Annotated in this window: 27 protein-coding genes, 12 tRNA genes and 1 rRNA gene; 38 read left to right on the top strand and 2 right to left on the bottom strand. The window is 46.2% G+C overall.

The window, feature by feature from the left end:
• From rrf to J2T20_RS20265, 13 genes are all read left to right on the top strand, one after another.
• Positions 1–95 (top strand): 5S ribosomal RNA (gene rrf, locus J2T20_RS20205); the annotation flags it as partial.
• 6 nt (positions 96–101) lie between these two features.
• Positions 102–177: transfer RNA gene (locus J2T20_RS20210), tRNA-Asn, on the top strand.
• 1 nt (position 178) lies between these two features.
• Positions 179–254 (top strand) — tRNA-Thr (locus J2T20_RS20215).
• Between the two features lie 12 nt (positions 255–266).
• Positions 267–341: transfer RNA gene (locus J2T20_RS20220), tRNA-Glu, on the top strand.
• A gap of 40 nt (positions 342–381) precedes the next feature.
• A tRNA-Val gene (locus tag J2T20_RS20225) sits at positions 382–457 on the top strand.
• A 53-nt stretch (positions 458–510) separates the two neighbouring features.
• A tRNA-Gln gene (locus J2T20_RS20230) sits at positions 511–585 on the top strand.
• Between the two features lie 5 nt (positions 586–590).
• A tRNA-Lys gene (locus J2T20_RS20235) sits at positions 591–663 on the top strand.
• A 16-nt stretch (positions 664–679) separates the two neighbouring features.
• Positions 680–764: transfer RNA gene (locus tag J2T20_RS20240), tRNA-Leu, on the top strand.
• A gap of 9 nt (positions 765–773) precedes the next feature.
• A tRNA-Gly gene (locus J2T20_RS20245) sits at positions 774–848 on the top strand.
• A gap of 8 nt (positions 849–856) precedes the next feature.
• Positions 857–933 (top strand) — tRNA-Arg (locus tag J2T20_RS20250).
• Positions 934–960: 27 nt separating this feature from the next.
• Positions 961–1,034, top strand: a tRNA-Pro gene (locus tag J2T20_RS20255).
• Between the two features lie 12 nt (positions 1,035–1,046).
• Positions 1,047–1,120 (top strand) — tRNA-Gly (locus J2T20_RS20260).
• A gap of 16 nt (positions 1,121–1,136) precedes the next feature.
• Positions 1,137–1,210, top strand: a tRNA-Pro gene (locus tag J2T20_RS20265).
• A 510-nt stretch (positions 1,211–1,720) separates the two neighbouring features.
• On the opposite strand, the gene J2T20_RS20270 is transcribed toward J2T20_RS20265, so the two are convergent.
• Together J2T20_RS20270 and J2T20_RS20275 are read right to left on the bottom strand one after the other, a co-directional pair.
• Complete coding sequence (locus tag J2T20_RS20270; RefSeq protein WP_307591141.1) at positions 1,721–2,125, bottom strand: ImmA/IrrE family metallo-endopeptidase; 405 nt, start codon at positions 2,123–2,125, stop codon at positions 1,721–1,723.
• A 42-nt stretch (positions 2,126–2,167) separates the two neighbouring features.
• Positions 2,168–2,611 carry a helix-turn-helix domain-containing protein gene (locus J2T20_RS20275; protein WP_307591142.1) on the bottom strand — a complete coding sequence of 148 codons (444 nt, stop codon included), beginning with the start codon at positions 2,609–2,611 and terminating at the stop codon, positions 2,168–2,170.
• A 290-nt stretch (positions 2,612–2,901) separates the two neighbouring features.
• On the opposite strand from J2T20_RS20275, the gene J2T20_RS20280 reads away from it, so the two are divergent.
• The 25 genes from J2T20_RS20280 to J2T20_RS20400 all read left to right on the top strand — a co-directional run bounded on the left by J2T20_RS20280 (position 2,902) and on the right by J2T20_RS20400 (position 23,251).
• Positions 2,902–3,402, top strand: coding sequence for an ArpU family phage packaging/lysis transcriptional regulator (locus tag J2T20_RS20280; protein ID WP_307591143.1), 501 nt, complete (start codon positions 2,902–2,904; stop codon positions 3,400–3,402).
• A gap of 476 nt (positions 3,403–3,878) precedes the next feature.
• The gene (locus tag J2T20_RS20285; protein ID WP_307591144.1) at positions 3,879–4,292 is read left to right on the top strand and encodes a phage tail terminator family protein; all 414 of its coding nucleotides are present in this window, start codon (positions 3,879–3,881) and stop codon (positions 4,290–4,292) included.
• Entirely contained in the window at positions 4,289–4,465 is a 177-nt protein-coding gene (locus J2T20_RS20290) for a hypothetical protein (RefSeq protein WP_307591145.1), read from the top strand. The genes J2T20_RS20285 and J2T20_RS20290 overlap by 4 nt, the downstream gene beginning before the upstream one ends.
• Positions 4,465–5,787, top strand: a complete 1,323-nt coding sequence (locus tag J2T20_RS20295; protein WP_307591146.1) for a phage tail sheath family protein — start codon at positions 4,465–4,467, stop codon at positions 5,785–5,787. Before J2T20_RS20290 ends, J2T20_RS20295 begins: the two co-directional genes overlap by 1 nt.
• Before the next feature lies 1 nt (position 5,788).
• Positions 5,789–6,259, top strand: coding sequence for a phage tail tube protein (locus tag J2T20_RS20300; RefSeq protein WP_036648008.1), 471 nt, complete (start codon positions 5,789–5,791; stop codon positions 6,257–6,259).
• Between the two features lie 98 nt (positions 6,260–6,357).
• On the top strand, positions 6,358–6,780 hold the full coding sequence (locus J2T20_RS20305) for a phage tail assembly chaperone (RefSeq protein WP_307591147.1): 423 nt from the start codon (positions 6,358–6,360) through the stop codon (positions 6,778–6,780).
• A 196-nt stretch (positions 6,781–6,976) separates the two neighbouring features.
• A complete protein-coding gene (locus J2T20_RS20310; protein WP_307591148.1) occupies positions 6,977–8,812 on the top strand; it encodes a hypothetical protein in 1,836 nt (611 codons plus the stop codon).
• Entirely contained in the window at positions 8,813–9,583 is a 771-nt protein-coding gene (locus J2T20_RS20315) for a LysM peptidoglycan-binding domain-containing protein (RefSeq protein ID WP_307591149.1), read from the top strand.
• Positions 9,584–9,586: 3 nt separating this feature from the next.
• A complete protein-coding gene (locus tag J2T20_RS20320; protein WP_307591150.1) occupies positions 9,587–10,549 on the top strand; it encodes an XkdQ/YqbQ family protein in 963 nt (320 codons plus the stop codon).
• A 5-nt stretch (positions 10,550–10,554) separates the two neighbouring features.
• On the top strand, positions 10,555–10,851 hold the full coding sequence (locus tag J2T20_RS20325) for a DUF2577 domain-containing protein (protein WP_307591151.1): 297 nt from the start codon (positions 10,555–10,557) through the stop codon (positions 10,849–10,851).
• Entirely contained in the window at positions 10,848–11,279 is a 432-nt protein-coding gene (locus J2T20_RS20330) for a DUF2634 domain-containing protein (protein WP_307591152.1), read from the top strand. The genes J2T20_RS20325 and J2T20_RS20330 overlap by 4 nt, the downstream gene beginning before the upstream one ends.
• Positions 11,272–12,330, top strand: coding sequence for a baseplate J/gp47 family protein (locus tag J2T20_RS20335; RefSeq protein ID WP_307591153.1), 1,059 nt, complete (start codon positions 11,272–11,274; stop codon positions 12,328–12,330). The genes J2T20_RS20330 and J2T20_RS20335 overlap by 8 nt, the downstream gene beginning before the upstream one ends.
• 1 nt (position 12,331) lies before the next feature.
• Positions 12,332–12,745, top strand: coding sequence for a phosphoglucomutase (locus J2T20_RS20340; protein ID WP_307591154.1), 414 nt, complete (start codon positions 12,332–12,334; stop codon positions 12,743–12,745).
• Between the two features lies 1 nt (position 12,746).
• Complete coding sequence (locus J2T20_RS20345) at positions 12,747–13,769, top strand: DUF2793 domain-containing protein (RefSeq protein WP_307591155.1); 1,023 nt, start codon at positions 12,747–12,749, stop codon at positions 13,767–13,769.
• Positions 13,770–13,781: 12 nt separating this feature from the next.
• On the top strand, positions 13,782–14,120 hold the full coding sequence (locus tag J2T20_RS20350) for a hyaluronate lyase N-terminal domain-containing protein (protein WP_307591156.1): 339 nt from the start codon (positions 13,782–13,784) through the stop codon (positions 14,118–14,120).
• Positions 14,121–14,122: 2 nt separating this feature from the next.
• Positions 14,123–14,731 (top strand): putative phage tail protein, encoded by a 609-nt coding sequence (locus tag J2T20_RS20355; RefSeq protein WP_307591157.1) that lies wholly within the window; start codon positions 14,123–14,125, stop codon positions 14,729–14,731.
• Positions 14,732–14,742: 11 nt separating this feature from the next.
• On the top strand, positions 14,743–16,251 hold the full coding sequence (locus tag J2T20_RS20360; RefSeq protein WP_307591158.1) for a hypothetical protein: 1,509 nt from the start codon (positions 14,743–14,745) through the stop codon (positions 16,249–16,251).
• 18 nt (positions 16,252–16,269) lie between these two features.
• Positions 16,270–16,722, top strand: coding sequence for a hypothetical protein (locus J2T20_RS20365; protein ID WP_307591159.1), 453 nt, complete (start codon positions 16,270–16,272; stop codon positions 16,720–16,722).
• Between the two features lie 99 nt (positions 16,723–16,821).
• Entirely contained in the window at positions 16,822–16,962 is a 141-nt protein-coding gene (locus J2T20_RS20370) for a CD1375 family protein (protein WP_307591160.1), read from the top strand.
• A 63-nt stretch (positions 16,963–17,025) separates the two neighbouring features.
• A complete protein-coding gene (locus J2T20_RS20375) occupies positions 17,026–17,295 on the top strand; it encodes a BhlA/UviB family holin-like peptide (RefSeq protein WP_307591161.1) in 270 nt (89 codons plus the stop codon).
• Positions 17,292–18,020: a M15 family metallopeptidase gene (locus J2T20_RS20380; protein ID WP_307591162.1), complete on the top strand. Its 729-nt coding sequence runs from the start codon at positions 17,292–17,294 to the stop codon at positions 18,018–18,020. Before J2T20_RS20375 ends, J2T20_RS20380 begins: the two co-directional genes overlap by 4 nt.
• A gap of 30 nt (positions 18,021–18,050) precedes the next feature.
• Positions 18,051–18,338, top strand: a complete 288-nt coding sequence (locus J2T20_RS20385) for a holin (RefSeq protein WP_307591163.1) — start codon at positions 18,051–18,053, stop codon at positions 18,336–18,338.
• Positions 18,339–18,687: 349 nt separating this feature from the next.
• Positions 18,688–21,480 (top strand): phosphoenolpyruvate carboxylase, encoded by a 2,793-nt coding sequence (gene ppc / locus J2T20_RS20390; RefSeq protein ID WP_307591164.1) that lies wholly within the window; start codon positions 18,688–18,690, stop codon positions 21,478–21,480.
• Between the two features lie 472 nt (positions 21,481–21,952).
• Positions 21,953–22,519 (top strand): RNA polymerase sigma factor SigW, encoded by a 567-nt coding sequence (gene sigW / locus J2T20_RS20395; RefSeq protein WP_307591165.1) that lies wholly within the window; start codon positions 21,953–21,955, stop codon positions 22,517–22,519.
• Positions 22,520–22,636: 117 nt separating this feature from the next.
• Positions 22,637–23,251, top strand: a complete 615-nt coding sequence (locus J2T20_RS20400; RefSeq protein WP_307591166.1) for a zf-HC2 domain-containing protein — start codon at positions 22,637–22,639, stop codon at positions 23,249–23,251.
• The last annotated feature ends 168 nt before the right edge of the window (positions 23,252–23,419 follow it).

The following is a 23,419-nucleotide window of genomic DNA, read 5'->3' on the forward strand; positions in this document are numbered from 1 at the left end:
TTCCACGCGTACCCATCCCGAACACGACCGTTAAGACCTCCAGCGCCGATGGTACTTGGACCGAAGGGTCCTGGGAGAGTAGGACGTTGCCAAGCGGATATTCCCTGATAGCTCAGTTGGTAGAGCACTCGACTGTTAATCGAGTTGTCACAGGTTCGAGCCCTGTTCGGGGAGCCATGCTCTCATAGCTCAGTAGGTAGAGTGCATCCATGGTAAGGATGAGGTCACCGGTTCGAATCCGGTTGAGAGCTCCACAGATTTTCATCGGCCCGTTGGTCAAGGGGTTAAGACACCTCCCTTTCACGGAGGTAACATGGGTTCGAATCCCATACGGGTCACCAAATTTTCTTATCATTGCCCCTTGAGGGTCACCATACATATGGAGGCTTAGCTCAGCTGGGAGAGCATCTGCCTTACAAGCAGAGGGTCGGGGGTTCGAACCCCTCAGCCTCCACCATAATTACTCTCATATCTAAGAGGATTATGGGGAATATATATAGGTATCATCAATGGGGATTAGCCAAGTGGTAAGGCAACGGACTTTGACTCCGTCATTCATAGGTTCGAATCCTATATCCCCAGCCAGATGCGAGCCATTAGCTCAGTTGGTAGAGCACCTGACTTTTAATCAGGGTGTCGAAGGTTCGAGTCCTTCATGGCTCACTTTTATTATTATCATGCGCGTATGGCGGAATTGGCAGACGCACCAGACTTAGGATCTGGCGTTTCACGACGTGGGGGTTCAAGTCCCTCTACGCGCACCATATTTTTTTGCGGACGTGGCTCAGCGGTAGAGCATCGCCTTGCCAAGGCGAGGGTCGCGGGTTCGATTCCCGTCGTCCGCTCCAATATTTTTGCGCCCTTAGCTCAGCTGGATAGAGCGTTTGACTACGAATCAAAAGGTCGGGAGTTCGAATCTCTCAGGGCGCGCCATTTATATTCTTCTCCCATTTATACTGTCGGGACGTAGCTCAGCTTGGTAGAGCACCTGGTTTGGGACCAGGGGGTCGCATGTTCAAATCGTGTCGTCCCGATTTTACATTTTTGCGGGTGTAGTTCAATGGTAGAACTTTAGCCTTCCAAGCTAATAGCGTGGGTTCGATTCCCATCACCCGCTCCAACTTTTCATATTGTTTCGGGACGTAGCTCAGCTTGGTAGAGCACCTGGTTTGGGACCAGGGGGTCGCATGTTCAAATCGTGTCGTCCCGATACTACAACTTTATAGTTGTCACTAGACTCTTACTTCGGTAAGAGTTTTTTGTTTATGTAATTGCTAGATTTAGTTTCTATATTAAGGCTCTTTCTCAAAATCAGTGCTAGACTTTCCGTTTGCTTCACTGTACCGGGGACGATTTCGATCTAACTTCGCCTGATGCTCACCGGGTTTGGGGAATTATGCCTTACAGTAGCCGATTCGGGGTTGCGGACCAGTCCTTCGGCGAATTAGAGGGGAAAATGCCCGCTAATACCGACCGAAACGACTTTATTTTGAGATGAAAGGGAAAATATCCCTCTAATCTTAGCCATGCCGCCCCAACGAGGTAAATCCTCAAAATTAGCGGGCGAAATCCCTTCTAATTACCCAATCGGGGTGCCGGGCACAGAAATAGAGGGGGAAAATCCCTCTATTAGGATATAACGGCTTTCTGTCCTTCCCGTCACCTGTCAAGCACTGATTATGGTGTTGAGCCTATATTAATTTAGTTTTTCTATTAACAGTTACATAAAATGAATCTCAGGTGGTATACCTATCCGCGAATAATAGATCTCTAAAGATTCGCCTTGTTCCGGAGAGGTATTGGCTAATAGCAGCTTTACTGCAAAGGAATTTGCTTGTCGTTCCAATTTACCAGGACAAAAGTAAGAACTCTCCTCTAGAAAAAAACGATTAATGCCCTTATGCAAACGATCGTGCCCCAGTTCATGTGCGCAAACAAAGCGCTGCCACTCTACAGGCAACTCATTATGAATGACAATAAACCTTCTTCTTAACTTACGGTAATATAACCCCTTGGTACCTTCCCCCAAATTCATAAACCGAATATGAATGCCGAGTGCTCTGGAAAGCTCAAAAGGGCAATTAGTTTTATACTTTTTAATCAGTTTATCGATTAGTTCATCCATCTTTTTCACCTGCAGCATCTTTAATGTATTGGTGGGCATGCTCTATTCTTCTGAATGGGGTCTATGAATAGGTTTATTTCTTTTGTTCATTTGCTTAGCTTCCCAGAACAAGCCGGTCAGTACGTCCTTAATCCGCTGCTTGTCCTCCTTATTTAATGGAATACCATCAAACATTAATTCTCCGTCATCCTCTAACATTTTCCGAAAATCACGCTTGTCCTTGCTCGTAGCCCATTCTGGAACTACTTCAACAGAAGTCAGTTCAGCCTCTTGCAAGTATCCGGCTTGATCCATTAGTGATTCATAGGGAACTTTAGTCGCTTCAGCAATCTTACGTAGTGTCGAGGGTTTCGGTATTCCTCTAAGTCCATTCTCAATACGTGAAATTTGTGATCCGCTTATACCGGCCGCTGCTGCCAGTTGGTTGATTGTTAGACCCTTTTCCTCACGAAGCTGTTTCAGATATCTACCAAATGACTCTTCCATCTCACAACACTCCTTATTCACTGTCTGCCTCTTATGATTAATATAAGCCATTATTGCCAAGAGGTAAACAAAAAAGTGAACAATTATGCCAAAAGGCAAGAAATCTTGGGAATTACAGCTGTTAATCACCCAAAACAGATGAAAATGGGATTTTACGCAATACGGAAAAAAGTGGTATATTGTTATAAAAGGGGAACATAATACGAACAAAGAAATTTTAACATATCCCGCCGTATTTATCTGCAAAAATAATCTCACATCATTTCAATCCATGAAGGAGTGTTACATCTATGAATATATCTGTTTTACCTGAGTTAGATCGCCGCCGGACACAAGTCGCCATTGAGGGCATGCTGGAGAAGTATCGTATATTTAAGACAGTTACCTTTGAGGCCAAAGAGGCCGGTACTACCTATTCTTATATAGAGAGATTCCATGGACCAACGAATAAGATTACCGATCAGACAGCCTCTATAGCTACTCATAATGTTGACGTACCTGCAGCTAGGATCGCTTACTGTGCCTATATAGATTCAGTGGTGGAGCGACTGGATACTAGAGAACAGCAGTTAATTCGTGAACGATACTTAAGAAGAGATGAAATGTACGATTACACTATCTACAATCATGTGTTTGATCCTCCGGTAAGCAAGGATACGTACGTTAAGATTCGCTCGCGCGCTTTTTACAAAATGGCTCTGGCATTTATGGATTTAAATCTACTGTCCATTTCCTCATTACTCAAAACTAGTACAAGTACACAGCAACGAGAGATAGGAAGTGCTTTTTAAGAATCAACTTGTTATCCATTATCAGAGAAAGGGCTGTATCTCCTTTATGAGGGGGTACAGCTCTTTTAATATATAGAACCTTCCTTATGTAATGAAAATTACCCGCCGAGGAACCCCTCTCGAACCACCTTAACCCAACCCTTGCTCCCCCTTAGGATATCCAAAAGCTCGTCTTTAGATCGCCGGTAAACCGTCTCCATGCGGAAGTAAAAGGGATAAGATTATAACATGGCAAATGAGGCGGAAGAACATCGAGAGGCATGAATGCCTCATAAGGGTTCCGACAAAACAAAAGAGAACTAAACATGCGATGCAGTGTTTCTTTCGGCATTTGCCATAAAATGAAACGGGTCATGTCCTTAACGGATAATAAACGTTCAGCATCTAGGAGGGGATGAACAGCATTAATGATTCAGCAGGTTTAAAGTTAACACCATCAAGGATGGGCCGTAGAACGGTCTAGAAAGGACGTAACAATGTCGGTACAGCAATTGCGGATGGGTATCACCATCGCGCTGGAACAATACTTTCCGGATGTGCCTGTAGTTGTAGACGAGGGAACGACCCAGGGAACTTTTTTTCAACCTAGACTGATCTCGGTTACCTATGAACGGCAGCGAGAGAGCAGAACCGTGGCAATCTACCGTTTTGGTATCCGTTATAAGGGGGGCAATCCTCTGGAGGCTGAAGAAATGGTAGATCAGTTACAGGAAGCTCTTGAGCGAATTCTGCTAGACGGAGGCTCCAATCGGGGTAACAGGCAGATCTGGGCGGCTGGTGAGGAGGGGAATGATCCTCTCTTTACGGTAGAGTACACGTTACACCTGCAAAATGAAAAGTCGGAGGCAGTGATGATGGGCCATGTGATTGGAGGAGAAAGGCTGAAATGAAGACAACGGATCAACAGGCAAGCAGCTTCGGAAAAGTGCAGATTATGCAATCAACGCTGTTCTCTCCCCAGGCTAAGGATGTATTGGATGTTATTTTGGAAGAGAACAAGAGTTATACCTTGGAGAATGCTAAACAATTAATGGAGTTTTTTCTAAAAAAGGAGGCTAACTAATGGCTGGAGGAACATGGACAACGCAAAACAAGGTACGTCCCGGCGTATACGTAAATATTGCATCAAGTAAAAATGTGGTGGGTAAAATGGGTGATCGAGGAATCACCGCTCTAGCTTTGGCACTCCCTTGGGGGCAGTCGGGCTCTATTATAAGTCTCACTCCGCAGGATGATGTGTACAAGCTGCTCGGTTACGAGCTGACACACAGTGTGTTGTTGCCGGTGCGGGAAGCGCTGAAACGGGCAGGTATACTTTTACTATATCGTTTGAATAACGGTGTAAAAGCAGCTGTAACGAATAACGGCCTGCAAGTCACGGCTCTATACGGTGGAGTACGCGGGAATGATATCTCTATCGTGATTGAGAAAAACATTGAGGATAACACGAAGTTCGATGTAATAACATTGCTTGAGGGTGTTGAAGCGGACAAACAAACGGTAGCTACTGCTGCAGGGTTAATATCTAACTATTACATTCAGTTTCTGGCGAACGGCAGCGAAGGATTACAGGTTACAGCAGGCATGCCGCTCACAGGCGGGGCAAACGGGACGGTAACTAATCTGGAGCATAGCCAATTTCTCAGTGCGCTTGAGGTTCAGGACTTCCAGACTGTGGGGTTGGTGTCGCAAGATAATTCGCTGAAGGCGCTCTATACTTCCTTTGTGAAGCGTCTTCGTGATACGGAAGGCAAGAAGGTCCAAGCGGTATTGGCGGATTATGCTACGGCGGATCATGAAGGTGTAATCAGCGTGAAGAACGGCGTTGTCCTGAGTGATGGCACTATTATTGATAAAAATAACGCAGTGGCTTGGGTTGCCGGTGCAACGGCTGCAGCTGCTGTGAACGAATCGCTGACTTATCAAGGTTATGACGATTCTATTGATGCCGACGTCCGCCTAAGTCATACCGAAACAACGGCTGCTCTTTTGAATGGTGAACTCCTCTTTACTTATAGTGCCGGAAAAGCCGTGGTAGAGCAGGATATTAATACGTTTACGAATTTCTCCCCGGAAAAGGGACTGGCTTTTGCTAAAAACCGGGTGCTGCGTGTACTGGATGGTGTGGCCAATGATCTAAAGCGGATTTTTGAAAGCTATTATGTAGGCAAGGTTGCCAACAATGCAGATGGCCGGGGGATGTTCTGGTCGCAATGTGTGACTTATCTGAATGATCTGCAGAACCTTGGAGCGATTGAGAATTTCAATGCACAAAGTGACATTGTTGTAGTAGCCGGAACAGACAGTGACAGTATTGTCCTTGATGTGGCAGTAAAGCCGGTCGATTCCGTGGAAAAAGTATATATGAAAGTGAAGGTGGTATAAGATGGCGTTTCTGAATGCAAGTGACACAATCTCCGGCCAAGAAGGCCGTGCTTTTGCAACCATTGGGACTCAAACAGTAGAAATGTTTTATGTAAAAACTTTGGAAGCTACGGTGGAGAAGCAAAAAGCGGAAGTGAAAACGCTCGGTCGCCGCGGTGTTCAACATAAAGCTACGGGATGGTCGGGCAGCGGATCGATGACGATTTTTTATATGACTAGCCGTTTCCGTCAAATGATGCTGGATTATATGCATACAGGTGTGGACCAATATTTTGATATTGTGGTCACCAATGAAGATCCTTCCTCAAGCATCGGTGCGCAAAGAATCATGCTGAAGGGCGTGAATCTGGACAGTGTAATTATGGCTTCGCTGGATACGGAATCGGATGCACTGGAAGAAGAAGTGAGCTTCACCTTTGAGGATGTACTGATTGAGCAATCTTTCACTGAGCCGACCAAAAGGACGCTGTAATAAGCAGCATGATTTTAAGATGACGTGAGCAAGATCGGCCCGGGTGCGGTTAGCAGCGGGTCTCTTCTCTGTCTTAACAAAAATCTAGGAGGATGAAAATGAGCGAATTGAGTTTGTTTTTTGCGCAAAATGTAGCCTGTGATACGACGGAGGAGTTTGTGGTCTCCCCGCGGTTTAAAGACAAGGAAGGAAATCCCGTAGCTTGGAAGCTGCGCAGTATGAATGAAGATGAGAATCAGGAGTGCCGCAAAGGAGCTACGCGTAAAGTTAAAGGTAAAAATGGCGTCTACACTTCGGAAATTGATCCCAACGATTATATGGCCAAGCTGATGACTGCAAGTGTAGTTCATCCAGATTTGAAAAACGCGGAGCTTCAGCGCTCCTACGCCGTACTTGGTGCTGAATCTCTGTTACGCAAAATGCTGCTCCCCGGTGAGTTCGCTGCGCTTGGTGAAAGGGTTCAAGCGTTGAACGGTTTTGCAACCGATATGAACGAAATGGTGGACGAAGTAAAAAACTAATCAACGAGGGCGACAGTGAAGCGAACCTCGCTTACTACGCCCTCCACGAACTGCACATTCTGCCTCATGAGCTGATGAAGCTATCTGCCCGCGAGCGTGCCGCGATATATGCGATGATCTCGATTCGTGTGGAGAAGGAGAAGCGGGAGCGGGCAAGGAGTAAAGGGAAGAAGAGATGAATGAAGGGGGTGAATGAATGGAAAGTCCGGCAACAAGTATGGCATTGGTTCCGATAACTGCCGTAACGGTATGGCAGGATGTAAATTCACAGTGGGACCGTCTGAATCAGAATTTTAACAGAGCGAGCAACAATTTGAATGATCTTCAGACGGTGTTAGAGCGGATTTATGAGGAAAAGAACAAGTCGTTTATGGAAGGTTTTACCCGAGCGCAAGAAGCAGCCCAAAAGCTTTCCTCACGAACGGGAGGATCAGATGACGAAGGGGCATCCCCTGTAAAGAAAGGATTCCTCGGCAAGGCTGACAAAATACTAAAAGCATTGGACGTCAGCGCTTTCGAAGTCATCACTTACATCGGTGAGAAAGCCGTCGGTTACATTCTCTCCAGACGAAAGGAAGCTGCCGCAGCTGTTGCGGCAGGAGGTGCGGTTAGCGGAGTATCGGCTTCATCGGGGACTGGAAGTGAAGCGGATTCTCCAAGGTCTGTTAGGGAAAAACAGAAGAAGCCGGGGATTCTCTCGAAGACGATGGATTCTTTAGGTTCTTTGGATGTGGGCGGAATATTTGCCGGTGTAAAATCGCTAGGGGAGAAAATTCTCGGGCAGAGTGAAGATTCAAAATATAAGAAGAGCATGGAAGATCTACAAGGCAATATGAATGGTGCACTTGAAGCCATGGGTCAGAAGGCGACGGCAGCATTGACACCCGTGCTTGATATGTTGAATAATGCTTTCAAATCAGGACAAATGACTCAAGTGCTGAATTTTATGGCCAATGTGTTCATGGTAATTACTACGGTTATTGGCCTTGTCATTGAAGGTCTATTCTTCATGATGGGTGTCATTCAGCAAAATTGGGATGTGGTAGGTCCCATTTTGGCGGCAATTGCGTTTGTCTTATTGGCTGCGATGATCATTCAGGTATATGCATTGGCTGTTGCTTGGCTTGCCGCCAACTGGCCTATTCTGCTTATTGTCGCTGCGATTGGTCTGCTTATCTATTGCCTCCAGCAATCAGGTGTGTCTGTCGGCGAAGCGGTAGTCGCGATTGCGGCTGTTTTTGGCTGGCTGAAAGCATTTATTGAGAATATCGTGATCTATTTTTATAATATTTTCATCATTTTCGCGGACTTCTTCCGCAATCTGTTCATAGATCCGGTATTTGCTGTGAAAAAGCTGTTTTATGATATTGCCATAAACTTTCTGAATTTTCTCTTTCAGATGGCAGTAGGAGCAGAGAATTTCGCTGGAGGATTTATTAAAGCAATGGCTGAGGCTATTAATTTTGTGTTGAAGAAATTTAAGAACCTCACGGATTTTTTGAGTAATATACCGGGCTTCGAATTTCTGGCCAACATCAGTCCCAATCTACTGGATACAACCAATCCACATGTGTTCAGTGATTTGATCGGTAAAGCCAAGGATATGATTCCTGAACCTACCAGTGACAAGGAAGTGCATAACAGCAAAAAGAAAGAGTTCGTGGATTATGCCGCTTCTGTTGATAATGCAAGCAAGGGTGCTGAAAAGTTGGTCTCTAATTTTTCTAGTAAAGTTAACTTCAAGAAAAAAGGTGATGAAGATAAAGGCACCTCCGCCACCGCCAACAACATCAACAAAGTGAATGAGGTCGGAAAGATCAACGATACCGTTAACATCTCCAGTGATGATCTTAAATTGCTGCGCGATTTGGCGGAGATCCAGGCGATTCAGAATTTTGTAGAGCTTGCACCTACGGTTCAGGTTACTACAGGTGATATTAACAATGCCGGGGACATTGATACCATTATTAACAAGATCGGACAGAAGCTGCACGAACAGCTCCTTTCTTCGGCTCAGGGGGTGTACACCTAAGTGGAGGAATACGGAATATTTTTAAGCTTCAATAGTCAGGAGGAAGTCTTCCGGCTACCTGTAAATCCGGAGACACTGGAAATTAAAGAGAGCGGAGACAGCAAGAGCTACTCTATTATTAACTTCGGGGAGATCAATGCTATCTCAGCACCTAAGCTGACTGAGCTAACGTTGGAGAGTATTTTTCCGGCCCAAATGTATCCTTTTGTACTCACTAATGACTTTGAAAATGGGAAGCTGAAAACACCTTTTGAGTATGTGCAGATTATTAAGCGTTGGATGGAGAGCCGCAAGCCGATTAGATTGGTGATTTCAGGTGTGAGCAGCCCCGCATATAACAAGACGAATGAACAAGATTGGATCAAGGAATCCAGGGCGGATAGAATGAACAAAACCGATAAGTTCAAGACCTTGTTCGATATCGTCACCATCAACATGCCCGCAAGTATCGAGAGTTTCAGTTGGAAGCTCAGCGCGGGGAACTCGGGGGATATTGATTACTCACTGTCTCTTAAAAAGTACGAGTTCTACCAAGCCGTGCCCGTTAAAGTCGATAAGGGCGAAGTGAAAGCAGACAAAAAGCGGGCCACTGACAAAACATCCCCTGCCACTTACAAATTGAAAAAGGGCGATACATTGTGGAGTGTTGCAAAAAAAGTCCTGGGTGACGGCAGCAAATACAAAGTCATTCAGAAGCTAAATGGCATTACCGATAGCCAGTTGACCAAGCTTCCTGTCGGAAAAGTCATCAAGCTACCGCAGGGGGAATAACCGATGGAACTGCTGGTGAAGAACAAAGAAGGGTTGATCTGGGATATTTCTGGGATTGCTACGGATATATCCTGGAAGACCTCGCGCTCGGGCAAGCCGTCAACATTGGACATTACACTAGTGGATAGCGGGATTTATCAGCATCCTAAATTCGCTATCAACAACGGGGATATTTTGCATTTTCGCAAGGACGGGGTGAATGTATTCTACGGCTTCGTCTTTAGCATCGATACGGGTTCAGATCAGCAAATCAAGCTGACAGCATACGATCAGATCCGATATTTGCTGGGCAACGGCAGTTATGTGTTGAACGATGTGACGGTCAGTGATTTGATTCGAAAAATTGCAAAGGATTACGGACTGCGCACCGGTGTGCTGGAAGAGGCCGAGTACAAGATCCCTTCCCTCATCGAAGATAACAAGAACCTGCTGGATATTATTCTGGGTGCCGTTGGCAGTGAACTGCAGTATAAGGGGCGGCTTATGGCTTTCTATGATGATTTCGGCAAGCTTACGCTGAAGAGTCCGAAGTCGATGGTACTGAACCTGATCCTTGGGGCGGGGCATGATTTGTATGATTTTTCACAGAAAAAAAGCATCGACGACGAAACGTATAACTCGATTTTCCTCTATCAGGATAATAAGCAGACGGGCAAGCGTGAGTTCTACCCGGTTAGCGACAAGGAGAATGTAGCCCGCTGGGGGATTCTTCATCTATACCAGAAGGCCGACGATCAAGCAAATGCCGGTCAGATCATGGAAAAGGCGAATAATCTCCTTAAGCTGCATAACCGGGAAAAGGTCAGTCTCTCCTTGCAAGCGATCGGCGATATCCGGGTACGTGCGGGGAATTTCATTTATATCCTGCTGGATGGGTCCAAGGCGCAGCTGTTCCTGGTGGACCAGTGCAGCCACAAGCTCGCCGGCGGTGAGCATACGATGTCTCTCGATATTAAGGTGGTGTAGAAGCAATGCTGGATATTATTAAAAAAGCGAGCCTCGGAGCCGTATCCAACACGAACCCGGTGGCTTTTTCTTATGGAGTGGTAACCGGAACGGCGGAGCTGCAAATTCAGGTAGATCAACGCTTCACGTTATCTGCCCATGCGCTGGTGCTACCGGAATCGGTGACTGAAAACAAGCTTCTGCTTAATGGACAAGAAGTAGTTCTAAGGCGGGGTCTTGAAGTAGGTGACCGGGTACTGATGGCAAGGATGCAGGGTGGGCAAAGCTATGTGGTGCTGGACAGGCTGGTGAATCCATTATGATTCCGGCAATCGGAAGGGACGGGCCGATCACCAGTCTTTTGCAGGGGGAGATCAGCGCCGGTACAGGGGAAGAACCAAGTCTTACTTATCGTTTGGATTTGGATAGAAAGCGTATCTCCGGCAGTATTGACGGGCTTGAGGCTGTGCAGCAAGCAGCGGTTAAAATTTTGCAGACGGACCGATATGAGCAGTTGATTTACAGCTTTAATTATGGAACTGAGTGGAGACTGGTGCTTGGCCAGGACAGGTTATTGGTAAGATCGGAGATTCGGAGGGTTCTTACCGAGGCTCTGCTTCAGGATGACCGGATCACCGGTATCGAAGATATGGAAGTTCTTTTTAGCGGCGACAATCTAACTGTAGAATTTACTGTTGTTAGCCAGTACGGGGATTTTCAGATGAGAAAGGAGATGAACGGTAATGTATGAGGACCAGACATTTGAGGCGTTATTGGAACGGATGCTGGACCGGGTGCCCGAAGGAATGGACAGACGGGAAGGGAGCATCATTTACGACGCTTTGGCTCCAGCAGCCGCAGAAATGGCCCAGATGTATGTGGAGCTAGATATCAATCAAAATCTTATGTTTGCTGACACCGCGAGTGGCGATTATTTGGATCGAACGATTGCATGGTCAGGAATCGTACGCAAGGAGGCCATAGCAGCCCAACTGCGTGGAGTGTTCTATAGTGCTAATGATGCATTGATGGATATAGCGATTGGCAGTCGATATTCTCTAGACGATATCAATTACAGGGCGATTGAAAGACTTTCATTAGGTACTTACCGAATGGAGTGCGAATCTGTTGGTTTGGAGGGCGGACAACGGTTTGGTTCCATGCTTCCAATCGATTACGTCAACGGACTGGTGCGTGCTGAACTAACGGAGTTATTGGTGCCGGGGGCAGACCGGGAGACGGATTCTAAATTGCGCACTAGATACTTTACTACAAGCCGAAAGCCAGGCACAAGCGGCAACAAATATCATTATCTGGAGTGGGCATTACAAATTACAGGTGTTGGTGGCGCTAAAGTCTATCCACTCTGGGATGGACCAAAGACGGTGAAGGTAGTCATTATTGATACGGATAGTCTCCCCGCCTCCAGTGTGCTGGTGCAGCAGGTGCAAGACTACATTGATCCCTCAGCGGGGCTAGGGGAAGGACAGGCTCCAATCGGGGCGGTGGTAACAATAGCGGCAGCCGCAGGTAAGTTCATTAATATAACTGCGACAGTTACTCTGGCATCCGGGTATGCACTCCAAGATATCGTCAACTCTTTCAACTCTGTTTTGGAGACATGGCGTAAGGGCAGGGTCTTTGCTACTACTTATGTAAGTCATGCCGTAATCGGTGCTTTACTGCTCGGAACGGACGGAGTATTAGATTACACCGGTTTGCTGCTTAATGGCAGCACCGTCAACGTGGCTTTGACGGATGAGGAAGTACCACTGATTGGCACCGTTAATTTGGGGGTGTGATATGTCTTATCCTGATGACATTGATATATTTTTCGATAAATTGAACAAGAACCCGACAGGTAATAACTACGTAGTTGAAGAACAAATAAGCCTTACAAACGGGGCATATAATGGCCCGCTGAAGCATGACAACATAAATAATGGAACATTACAGGTGTACACGGGATCCAGGTTTACCGGGGAGAAAGTGACAAACTTTACGCTCTCTATTCCTGATACTACACCATGGCGGCGCGAGATAAAGATATATACCAGTTCGCCGACAGTATACGTTACCTATGAGACACCGGGTGATACCGTTGAGGCTGATGATATCAATGTGCTGCAGACGGCAGTGTCAGCCACGCAGACCGAGGTCGACAGGTATAAAAGGAACGGAATAATTGACGGTGGATCATTCGTGAGAGGGGTGTAATATGGCACAAGCAATACGAATTAAGCGGGGCACCAAAGCAGAGTTAGGCACATACGGCGCGCTGCAAGCGGGTGAAATGGGCTTTTGTACAGACACCAAGGAAATCTATATAGGAGACGGTACAACCAATTCCATGGTCGGCCGGGTGCTGTCCGGAACGGAGGCATCTAGGCCTGTGGCGGCATCCGTGGGGCGACTGTACTATGTCACAAGCGGTACCAATGCAGGTTATTTGTATTTTGACAGCGGTTCGGCCTGGGTTCGAATAAATGCCCAATCTCTGACAGACTTGACCGGCACGATCGATAATGTTGCTGACGGAACAACTTATGCCAAGGTGCTGAAAGCGGATATCAGCAGCGGACATGTCAATAAGGTGTCGGATGGCACTAACGTAAAGACAGCAGCCGAGATCAAGACCCATATTGATGATGCCACTAAGCACCGAGTGATTAACGATATTGGTACGGCAGTAACAGACATTTGGTCCGCTCAGAAGATTAAGAACGAAATCGAATTAGCGAAACACAATATCGAACCACAAGCATCAGTAAAAGACCAACACTTGACTACTCCGCCAGTAAGCCCGGCAGAAGCCGATCGGTATATTATTCCGGCGGCAGCAACCGGAGTATGGTCGGGCAAGACAAACCAAATCGCCGAATATCAATCCGCAGCGTGGGTGTACTATACACCGGCAGTTGGCTGGACGGCCTACGTTGATGACGAATCCAAGATTTACTCATGGAATGGTACTGCTTGGGTGCGGACCGGAGGAGCGCTGCAGACGATTACGGCCGGAGCTGGGTTAACAGGCGGTGGGCAGGCAGATTCGGTGACCCTGAATGTTGGGGCGGGCAACGGTATCACCGTAGCGGCAGATTCCATAGCTGTCACCGCGTCAAAGGGGATTACTGTAGATGCCAGCGGTGTGGCGGTAAATATTGATGCAGACAGCATTGTGTATGACACGGCGAACAGCAATCGTCTGATGATAGGCACAATTGACGGAGGGACGTTCTAGGGGGGCGGTGAAATGGCAAGGAAAGTATTAATCCAGATCCGGCGTGGGTTGGAAAGTGCGATCGGCACGCTGGCCAATGGTGAACTTGGATACTGCACAGATACTAGCAAGCTTTATATCGGTACGACTGGCGGTAACGTTCTGATGGTGGCTGCACAAAGTGCCGGGGATATGCTCAAAAGCATTTATGATACGAATAATGATGGCAAGGTGGATTATGCCTCCATTGCTGACAGTATTCCGTGGTCTGGCGTTACGGGAAAACCTGTTACCTATCCTCCTTCAACGCATACTCATCCGGAATATATCAACAAGGGTGCGCTGACATGGAATCAGCTTAAGGGGGTGTGAGGTTGAGCTACGGAAACTCTTTATACAGTACATTACTATTTACTGCCGAAGACACAGTAGATTCCGAAAACCTTGAAGCGGTAGATCTTATGAAGTACTTGCTGCCCTATTATCAAGGTGTTCAGGAAATGGAGGAGCTGCAGGAGACAATCGGAATTGAGATAGGAAGCCTGAAATCCAGCTCCATAAATGTGCTTAATCAGGCGTTCATTGAATCAGCTACCTGGAGTCTTGGGCGTTGGGAGTCAGAACTTGGGTTAAGCACAGACCCTTCGAAGTCTTTCGTTAGTCGGCGAGAAATGATAACGGCTAAGTTACGCGGCTCGGGGACGACAACACCGGAAATGATACAGCGAACGGCATCGGCTTTTTCCGGCGGTGATGTTCTGTTAGAAGAGGTGCCAGAGGAATATCGGTTTATCGTCCGATTTGTCGGCATTTTGGGCATTCCCCCGAACATGGCCGGGTTAATCCAGATGATTGAGGAGATTAAGCCTGCGCATTTGGCGTACGAATTTGTATACACCTACACGTTCTGGTCAGCGCTCAGTTCTATTTCATGGAATACAGCAGGTGCGAAGACCTGGAACGAACTTAGAACTTATGGATAGGAGAGTGAACTATGCAAACAACAGGTAATTTAGGGCTGAAGAAGCCGGAGGGTACTGACCTAGTAGACATTGCAGACCTAAACGGCAATATGGATATCCTGGATACTGCCGTGAATGGAAAGGTAGAGAAGATTACGGGTAAACAGCTGTCTACCAACGATTACACTGCAACTGAGAAAACAAAGCTAGCGGGCATCGCCACAGGGGCGAACAACTACACCCATCCAAACCACACCGGAGACGTGACAAGCACGGGAGACGGTGTGACTGCGATTGCTGCTGGTGTGATTGTCAATGCTGATGTGAACGCTGCAGCAGGAATTGATGCGACAAAGATTGGGACAGGAACGGTTTCAAATGCCGAGTTCGGATATCTGGACGGCGTGACAAGTGCAATTCAAACACAAATTAATACAAAGACAGGAATTGTTGACTATGTTCGTCAACCAGGATATGCGGCAACAGCTGGTACATTGTCGGCTTATACGGCCACTCTGACTCCAGCTCCTACGAGCGTAGTGGAGGGATTCGGGATTACTATTGTTCCGAATGTTACAAACGGGGCAAGCCCAACACTGAATGTCAACGGTCTCGGGGCAGTCGCGCTCAAAGATCAAAAGGGCGTAGCGTATGCAGCAGGAAAACTGCTCGCCGGAAAGCCTTACATGTTCCGTAAAGTTGGAACGGATTTTTTGGCAGATAGCTCGGGTGGCGCTGGCGATGCACTAGCTGGAGATATCCGGGCAGGAAAAAAAGCGGCTACCGATGCCGGAGATATTGTCGGATCGCTGGTGGTGCAAACAGGTGGAACGGTTACGCCTACCGCGTCAAATATCGTCAAGCCAGCCGGGATCTATGATACAGCGATTACTGTTGCTGGGGTAGCGGTTCCGGCTGCTAAGGTGCTGAATGATACCACGATTGCCGGGGTAACGGGTACGATGGCAGCAAAAACAGGTTTAACGGATGCCACAAGTTCCGCATGGGACGGAAATTACTTATATGCTCGTACACCGTTAGGTGGATATACCGTTCAGGGAGGTATAGCAGGGCAAGCTGACATACGAATTTCAGCCGCGCAAGCGAGAGCAGACACAAACATTATAGCGTCAAATATCCGAAATGGTACTTGGATATATGGGGTAGTAGGAACGTTGGTAGAGGGAAAAAGGATGGCAACGGGCACCACTACCTCATCGGGTTCTGAAACGTTTTGGTACGTGAATAATAGTACGGGTGCAACTATGCCCTCTGTATCTGTTTCGGGATTGTCATTTCAACCAAGAGTGATATTTTTGATGATGACCGGGGGCGGTAGTAGCTACACAATTTATGAAGACCACATAAGCGATAATTATTATGCAAAATCAGTTAAAGTATTCAATTGGTATAATAACGGGTATGATTCCAGCGTGGTGCAAAATTTTAAAGGCGATACGGTTGCATATTCTAATGTTGGTGGTTTTAAAATGCCTGTAGTAGCAGGCGGTTATTCCTACGCATGGTTTGCATATGAATGAAAAGGAGGACGTATTATTATGAACATCGGTAGAAATATATACTTTGATAAAGAAGTTGGAATCATTATTCAAGACACGGGAGAACGTTCTGGTAACGTAGTAGAAACTACCCTTGATCAAGACTTTGAAGTATACGTAAACCTTGCGGAGCGTGTACGCAACACCGTAGACGTTATCGAATTAGAATACGGAGACTACGCGCAAGACTTTCAAACGGGACAGCTAAAGGGTATCGACCCAGTAACCAAAGAGCTTCTATTCAGTTATCCCGACCCACAAACACCGGGAGAGGTAACACCGCCACAGCCTGCACTGTCCGAAAAGGTGAAGACACTAGAATCGGATGTGCTGAATACACAAATGGCCTTTGCGGATACCTTCGAACAATTGCTCAGCGCACAGGCTGAGACCACAAGTATGCAGCTTGCACTTGTTGACGTTTATGAGCAGCTGCTCGCATTCAATGTTTAAGGGAGCCAGAAAAAATGGCTCCTTTTTTATTACTCAAAAATAGCATTCAAAGGAGCCTTTATTCGGTTCCATTTCTGCATTCAAAGAGGAGGTGAGGCAATGGTCACAGTATACGTTTCTTTGATCGTAAAAGGTTTTAAGACTTTTGCGCAAGTTCCAGCAAGCTTGCAGCCAGCCGTTAAAGCAGAGCTGGAGGCGATAGGTTCAGGCACAGATGGCAAGCCGTCTGTAACAGTATAGTGAGAAAAATAGAAGAGGTCGGGCAACAGCTCGGCCTTTTTTTATTTTTATGGAGGTGAAAGAATGGAAACGAATCTTATCAACGCCGCGTTAAAAGATAGCCTTTGGGCGGTGCTGTTTATATCGCTGTATATGTACCAACTGAAAGAATCCCAGCGGAATCAAGACGATGCGCATGCTCGTGAGGGGAAGCTCATGTCTTTTATTGATGAAATCTCAGCACAGTTTGAAAAGCTGGCGAGGCAATATGAAAGACTGTCAGAGGATGTTCGCGAGATCAAAAACGATATCAGTGAACGCCGCGCAATAAAGAGAAAAGGGGACTCGGAATGAGTCCCATTGAAAAGGAGGTAAATATGCTGAACCTGACCCAAATTAAAAGTAAATGTTCAACCCGGCTTGCCGGACTTCATCCCGTAGTACTGAGTGCTGCTACGCTGCTGATTGAGCGTTGTTATTCAAGCGGTGTTCCTATCCTGATCACCCAAGGCCTACGGACGATTGCCGAGCAGGCTGCGCTATATGCGCAAGGACGTACAAAGCCCGGGGTTATTGTAACCAACGCAAAGGAAGGCTACAGCTATCATAACTATGGGCTGGCTATTGATTTTGCCCTGCTCTTGCCTAGTGGTACAGCAGTATCCTGGGATAAGTGTCGCGACGGCGACGGTGATATGACGGCTGATTGGCAGGAGGTTGTACAGCAGGCCAAGGCGCTCGGGTTTGAGTGGGGCGGTGATTGGTCCAGTTTTAAAGACTACCCCCATTTGCAAATGACATTCGGGCTAACTCTTGCGGAACTGAGGGGCGGTACGAAGCCGTCAGAGGGTGCAATTAATGCGGCTTATGCAACCATTAAGGCAAGAGACGCACAATCGGTGGAAAAAGTCGTGACGGCGGTTATACAGGTGAACGGAGTGAAAGTGGCTGATGGAATACTGGAAAACGGGATCACATATGTTCCGGTTCGAGCTCTGGCGAAAGCGTTAGGAGCGAAGATAAGCTACGATTCCACGACCCAAACTGTCAAAATTACCAGCCGTTATGAAGAAAAATAAGCCATTATTAAGCTATGGAGGATTACAAAGATGAATAATGACGTCTTAAATCATGTATTAAGCTTTGCATCAGTATTGTCAGTATTTGTTCTGGCGCTGGTTCAGTTGGTCAAAAAAAGCATCTCTATTCCCCGAAATGCCGTGCCAATTACTGGGCTAGTAATAGGGCTAATAGTCGGCGCCGCCTCCGGTCCATTTACACATTTGGACATTATTTTACGTCTCTGGGCTGGAGCTATAGCGGGACTCTCGGCTACTGGATTATTTGAGCTGGCTTTTAAGGACAGACCAGGTTTTACGGGGGATAGTAAATTATAAACCTACATTAATATATAGAATTTTCACAGCGAAAATAGAGCCCGCTATCAATACTCTCATATGACTTAGTCGAAACAAAAAAAGCCAGCTCACGGAGCTGGCTTTTTTTGTTCATGCTGGATTAAAAGCTTACATAAACTACTGTCTCTTCAGCCATCATAAATACATATTTATATTAATAATAAGAACTGCATAAATAGTCATAATGGTGTATAATCTTTAAAGTGCTCTGCCGCTTTACCGCGCAATAAAGTTGAAGATTTTCGATTTGTTTTATTGTATGATATGAGGAAAGCTTTTTAATAGACAATGTTAAGACATTGATCCGGAAGAGGATGGGGGGAGCAGCATGACCGAACTTACGACTACCGTTAGCAAAAGCAATTCAAACAATCTGCTGCGGCGGGACGTACGGTTCTTGGGGAATATCTTGGGCGAGGTCTTGGTACATCAAGGCGGGAATGAATTGCTGGAGATTGTTGAGAAAATCCGAGAAACCAGTAAATCGTTGCGCTCATTGTTTTTGCCTGAACTGCACAGTGAATTTAAAGAGTTGATCAGTTCTCTTGATCCGGATAACCGCCATCAGGTTATACGGGCGTTCGCCATTTATTTTCAATTGGTGAATATAGCAGAACAGAATCACCGAATCCGCCGGAAACGGGATTATGAACGTTCAGCCGGGGAAACGGTTCAACCTGGGTCTATAGAGAGCGCCATCCAAGAATTGCGGGAACGTGATTTTTCGCATAATGAGGTCGAAGAGATTATTAAAGGCCTGTCATTGGAACTAGTGATGACTGCTCATCCGACTGAGGCTATGAGACGGGCGATATTAGATATTCACAAGCGGATATCTGATGATGTCATGGGGCTGGATAACCCTACATTAACCTTCCGGGAACGTGAGCAGCTTCGTGAGAAGCTATTAAATGAAGTAATAACATTATGGCAGACCGATGAGCTGCGTGATCGTAAACCGACTGTGCTCGATGAGGTTCGAAATGGGATGTATTATTTCCATGAGACGATTTTTCACGTCCTGCCGGATGTTTATCAGGAACTTGAGCGTTGTTTAAGTAAATACTATCCTGGTCAGAATTGGCATGTTCCTACGTATCTGCGCTTTGGTTCATGGATCGGGGGCGACCGTGACGGTAATCCATCCGTAACCTCTTCCGTAACTCTGCAGACGCTTCGGATGCAGCGCAAGCTCGCCATACGGGAATATCAACGGATCATGAGAGAGCTTATGCGTTACTTGAGTTTCAGTACAAGTATTATTGATGTGACTCCTGAACTTGCTGAATCTATTGAGCAGGATCGAGCCATCATCAACCTGAACCCGGTCGACGCTTGGCGTAATGATCATGAGCCTTACCGGATCAAGCTGAGCTATATGATCTCCAAAACTCAAAACGTCTTGGACGATGAGAAAAAAGGGACACCGGAACGGTATTCTTCACCAGAAGATTTTATACATGATTTAAATGTAATTGACCGCAGTCTACGCTTCCACTATGCAGACTATGTGGCTGATACCTATATTAAGAAGCTCATCCGCCAAGTGGAGCTGTTTGGATTCCACACGGCTACCCTCGACATTCGTCAGCACAGTCAGGAACATGAAAATGCGATGACTGAGATTTTAGCAAAAATGAACATCGCAGAAAATTATGCTGAACTGCCGGAAGAGGAAAAAATCGCACTCCTTGAGGGTTTGCTAAATGATCCTCGTCCGCTGACATCCCCTTATCAGGTTTATACTGAGAGTACAGAGGAATGTCTGGAAGTATACAGAACGGTATTCAAAGCGCAGGACGAATATGGCAAACAGTGTATAACCAGCTACTTAATTAGTATGTCAGAGGCCGCAAGCGATATTCTTGAGGTAATGGTTTTTGCTAAAGAAGTAGGGCTGTTCCGCAAGGATAAAGATGGCACAGTAGTATGTACACTGCAGGCGGTACCTTTATTCGAAACTATTGAAGATCTTCATGAAGCTCCGCAAATTATGGATACGCTCCTGAGTATGCCTATTTATCGTCAGGCTGTAACCGCCATGAATGATTTACAGGAGATTATGCTTGGATATTCCGACAGTAATAAAGACGGCGGTGTGGTTACCGCGAACTGGGAGCTGCGTGTCGCCCTGAAGCAGATCACGGCTACAGCCGATAAGTTCGGCATTAAGTTGAAATTCTTCCACGGACGCGGTGGAGCGCTCGGACGCGGCGGAATGCCGCTGAACCGCAGTATCTTGGCACAGCCGGCATCAACAATTGGTGGCGGGATTAAGATTACGGAGCAAGGCGAAGTAATTTCTTCACGTTATTCTATGCGCGGTATTGCTTACCGAAGCTTGGAGCAGGCAACCTCTGCATTGGTAACGGCAGCTATACATGCCAAAACTCCGCAAACGGATCTGTATGAATCCAAGTGGGAAGAAATCGTTGCCCGTATTTCTGAAGTATCACTTAAAAAATATCAGGATTTGATTTTCCGTGATCCGGATTTCCTTACTTATTTTAAAGAGTCGACTCCTCTGCCTGAGGTGGGTGAGTTGAATATCGGCTCTCGTCCTTCCAAGCGCAAGAACAGTGACCGTTTCGAGGATCTCCGGGCCATTCCTTGGGTATTTGCATGGACGCAAAGCCGTTACTTGCTCCCTGCCTGGTATGCGGCCGGCACCGGCCTTCAGAGTTTCTATGACGGGCAGGAGGAGAATCTGATGATCATGCGACACATGTATGAGAACTTCTCATTCTTCACTACCTTAGTCGATACTCTTCAAATGGCGATCTCCAAGGCTGATTTGGTCATTGCTAGGGAATATGCAAGTATGGGTAAGAACGAGGAAGCTCGTCTGCGGATTTTTGGACAGATTGAAGAGGAGTTCAAACTAACCTCTGAGCTGATTCTAAAAATCACAGGCCAGCAGGACATTTTGGATAATGTACCTGTTATCCAAGAGTCAATTCGTCTTCGTAACCCGTATGTAGATCCGCTCAGTTATTTACAAGTGCAATTACTGTCTGAGCTTAGAGAACTGCGTGATGGCGATGGGGATGACCCAGAGCTGCTGCGTGAGGTACTCTTGACTATTAATGGTATTGCTGCCGGCCTTCGTAATACGGGCTGATGAATTAGATACAAGAACCGTCCGTCCGTAATTAATGGGCGGACGGTTTTTTTGTGTTTCAGCCTAGATAGAAGCTGAGTGTTCACCGCAGCTTCTATCTCACTGCTCCCTCAATTGTTACCAAAATGTAATTTGGAGAAAAGCAGCGGGCTTTTTATTCCAGTGATGGAGTAATGTAGAGAAGGCTTGGGACTGGAGAAGCGTAAGCGTTCGCCTTTAACCTCTGATTTCAACCGCAAATTGCGGTTTAGATCAAGAAATCAGAGGATAACAGCGACCGGAGGTCCAACATTCTTAGGAATAACGTCATAATTACCTGAAATCGCTGCTGCTATATTTTAGACATTTTATATAGAAGGTAACAATACATATCTTGATTTTTATCCAAACTTGAATTACGCTTTAATTGCTTGTACCGTGGATAGGTGTATTCCTTACATACCAAGGACGGCAAGTCTGGGGGAGTTAGCAGGTGGAGAATGTGGAAGGCAGATTGACAAAGCTCGCCTTAAATGGTGATCAAAGAGCATTTGCCGAACTTGTGGAACTATATAAAGACAAAATATATCATCTGGCGTATCGGATGCTGAATAATCGCCATGAGGCGGAAGATGTTGTTCAGGAGACTTTTTTGCGCGTGTACAGAAATTTGGATCGTTATGATGATAAACAGAAATTTTCGACATGGATTTACCGTATTGCAACTAACCTGTGTATTGATCGGCTGCGCAAGAGGAAGCCAACCTATTCTCTGGACGCCGAAATGAACGATCAGGAGGGCATTGACGGCTATTCCATGATTCCAAGCGATAATGTGACACCTGAAACGGAATTGTTGCTATCAGAGACTCAAACCATGATTTATGAGGCTATTGATAGTTTACCTGTGAAATATAGGTCGGTCATGATTTTAAGGTATCTGCAGGATTTGTCGCTTCAGGAGATTAGTGATGTGCTGGACATGCCTGTAACGACAATTAAAACCCGTGTACACCGCGGACGTGAATTTTTACGTAAAAAATTGGCTCCGAAAATGTAAAATTTCATTCATTTATGTGAAACGTCTTCTGTTTAACCACGTATGTAAGTTATGCAAGACTCATATAAACTGTCTTCGGATATTAATTAAATAGCACTCATGAAAGGATTGGCTCCTATGGAATGCAAACTGGCCGTCTCTATGATGCATGACTACCTGGATGACGACTTGCCCGATCAGCAGAAACGGGAATTGAAGGAGCATCTTATATCCTGTCCGGATTGCCGAGTAAAGTTCAAAGAACTAGAACAGACAGATATGCTGATGTTCTCGCTTATGCACAATAGCCCAGTTGCCTCGGATGAACTCGCTCATCGAATTATGAACTCGCTGCCGATAGCCAAGAAAGATCGTCGTTTTATCAGCTGGATCAGAAGTCATCCTGCACTTACTGCGGCTTCATTGTTTCTCGTGGTGATGCTACTTAGCTCCGTCACATTCTGGAATCAGGACGGACAGCTGGTGGTAAAAGGTAGTGACCTGGATCAGGTTGTAATTAAGGGAGATACAGTAATTGTACCTTCCGGCAAAACGATCACCGGGAATCTTACGGTTGAGAACGGTAAAGCCCAAGTATACGGGGATGTAAACGGCAATGTTACCGTTATTGACGGTTCATTGTATCAAGCTTCAACCGCCCATATCTCGGGGCAAGTCAAAAGCATAGACCAAGCGGTAAGTTGGCTCTGGTATAAAGTGACGAATATGTTCTCTGATGTCGCCTACCGTTAAGTACAAGCGATTGTTTAACAGGAATATCATCTGCGCCTCTTTTTCCGGAAAGATGGCGCTTTTTTGTTGTCATAAACTCCCAAGGATGACAACTCTCACGCTAAACTTGCAACCGGAGCGTGAACGTTATAACCTAAGTATGATACACATAACAGATATATTACATAA

It is taken from the genome of Paenibacillus wynnii, from assembly GCF_030812855.1.
GTDB lineage: Bacteria > Bacillota > Bacilli > Paenibacillales > Paenibacillaceae > Paenibacillus_AQ > Paenibacillus_AQ wynnii_A.

Bases quoted from the DNA above. Each gene is read 5' to 3' on its own strand.
- J2T20_RS20270 (WP_307591141.1), bottom strand. From the start codon at position 2,125: ATGGATGAACTAATCGATAAACTGATTAAAAAGTATAAAACTAATTGC.
- J2T20_RS20275 (WP_307591142.1), bottom strand. From the start codon at position 2,611: ATGGAAGAGTCATTTGGTAGATATCTGAAACAGCTTCGTGAGGAAAAG.
- J2T20_RS20280 (WP_307591143.1), top strand. From the start codon at position 2,902: ATGAATATATCTGTTTTACCTGAGTTAGATCGCCGCCGGACACAAGTC.
- J2T20_RS20285 (WP_307591144.1), top strand. From the start codon at position 3,879: ATGTCGGTACAGCAATTGCGGATGGGTATCACCATCGCGCTGGAACAA.
- J2T20_RS20290 (WP_307591145.1), top strand. From the start codon at position 4,289: ATGAAGACAACGGATCAACAGGCAAGCAGCTTCGGAAAAGTGCAGATT.
- J2T20_RS20295 (WP_307591146.1), top strand. From the start codon at position 4,465: ATGGCTGGAGGAACATGGACAACGCAAAACAAGGTACGTCCCGGCGTA.
- J2T20_RS20300 (WP_036648008.1), top strand. From the start codon at position 5,789: ATGGCGTTTCTGAATGCAAGTGACACAATCTCCGGCCAAGAAGGCCGT.
- J2T20_RS20305 (WP_307591147.1), top strand. From the start codon at position 6,358: ATGAGCGAATTGAGTTTGTTTTTTGCGCAAAATGTAGCCTGTGATACG.
- J2T20_RS20310 (WP_307591148.1), top strand. From the start codon at position 6,977: ATGGAAAGTCCGGCAACAAGTATGGCATTGGTTCCGATAACTGCCGTA.
- J2T20_RS20320 (WP_307591150.1), top strand. From the start codon at position 9,587: ATGGAACTGCTGGTGAAGAACAAAGAAGGGTTGATCTGGGATATTTCT.
- J2T20_RS20325 (WP_307591151.1), top strand. From the start codon at position 10,555: ATGCTGGATATTATTAAAAAAGCGAGCCTCGGAGCCGTATCCAACACG.
- J2T20_RS20330 (WP_307591152.1), top strand. From the start codon at position 10,848: ATGATTCCGGCAATCGGAAGGGACGGGCCGATCACCAGTCTTTTGCAG.
- J2T20_RS20335 (WP_307591153.1), top strand. From the start codon at position 11,272: ATGTATGAGGACCAGACATTTGAGGCGTTATTGGAACGGATGCTGGAC.
- J2T20_RS20340 (WP_307591154.1), top strand. From the start codon at position 12,332: ATGTCTTATCCTGATGACATTGATATATTTTTCGATAAATTGAACAAG.
- J2T20_RS20345 (WP_307591155.1), top strand. From the start codon at position 12,747: ATGGCACAAGCAATACGAATTAAGCGGGGCACCAAAGCAGAGTTAGGC.
- J2T20_RS20350 (WP_307591156.1), top strand. From the start codon at position 13,782: ATGGCAAGGAAAGTATTAATCCAGATCCGGCGTGGGTTGGAAAGTGCG.
- J2T20_RS20360 (WP_307591158.1), top strand. From the start codon at position 14,743: ATGCAAACAACAGGTAATTTAGGGCTGAAGAAGCCGGAGGGTACTGAC.
- J2T20_RS20365 (WP_307591159.1), top strand. From the start codon at position 16,270: ATGAACATCGGTAGAAATATATACTTTGATAAAGAAGTTGGAATCATT.
- J2T20_RS20370 (WP_307591160.1), top strand. From the start codon at position 16,822: ATGGTCACAGTATACGTTTCTTTGATCGTAAAAGGTTTTAAGACTTTT.
- J2T20_RS20375 (WP_307591161.1), top strand. From the start codon at position 17,026: ATGGAAACGAATCTTATCAACGCCGCGTTAAAAGATAGCCTTTGGGCG.
- J2T20_RS20380 (WP_307591162.1), top strand. From the start codon at position 17,292: ATGAGTCCCATTGAAAAGGAGGTAAATATGCTGAACCTGACCCAAATT.
- J2T20_RS20385 (WP_307591163.1), top strand. From the start codon at position 18,051: ATGAATAATGACGTCTTAAATCATGTATTAAGCTTTGCATCAGTATTG.
- ppc (WP_307591164.1), top strand. From the start codon at position 18,688: ATGACCGAACTTACGACTACCGTTAGCAAAAGCAATTCAAACAATCTG.
- J2T20_RS20400 (WP_307591166.1), top strand. From the start codon at position 22,637: ATGGAATGCAAACTGGCCGTCTCTATGATGCATGACTACCTGGATGAC.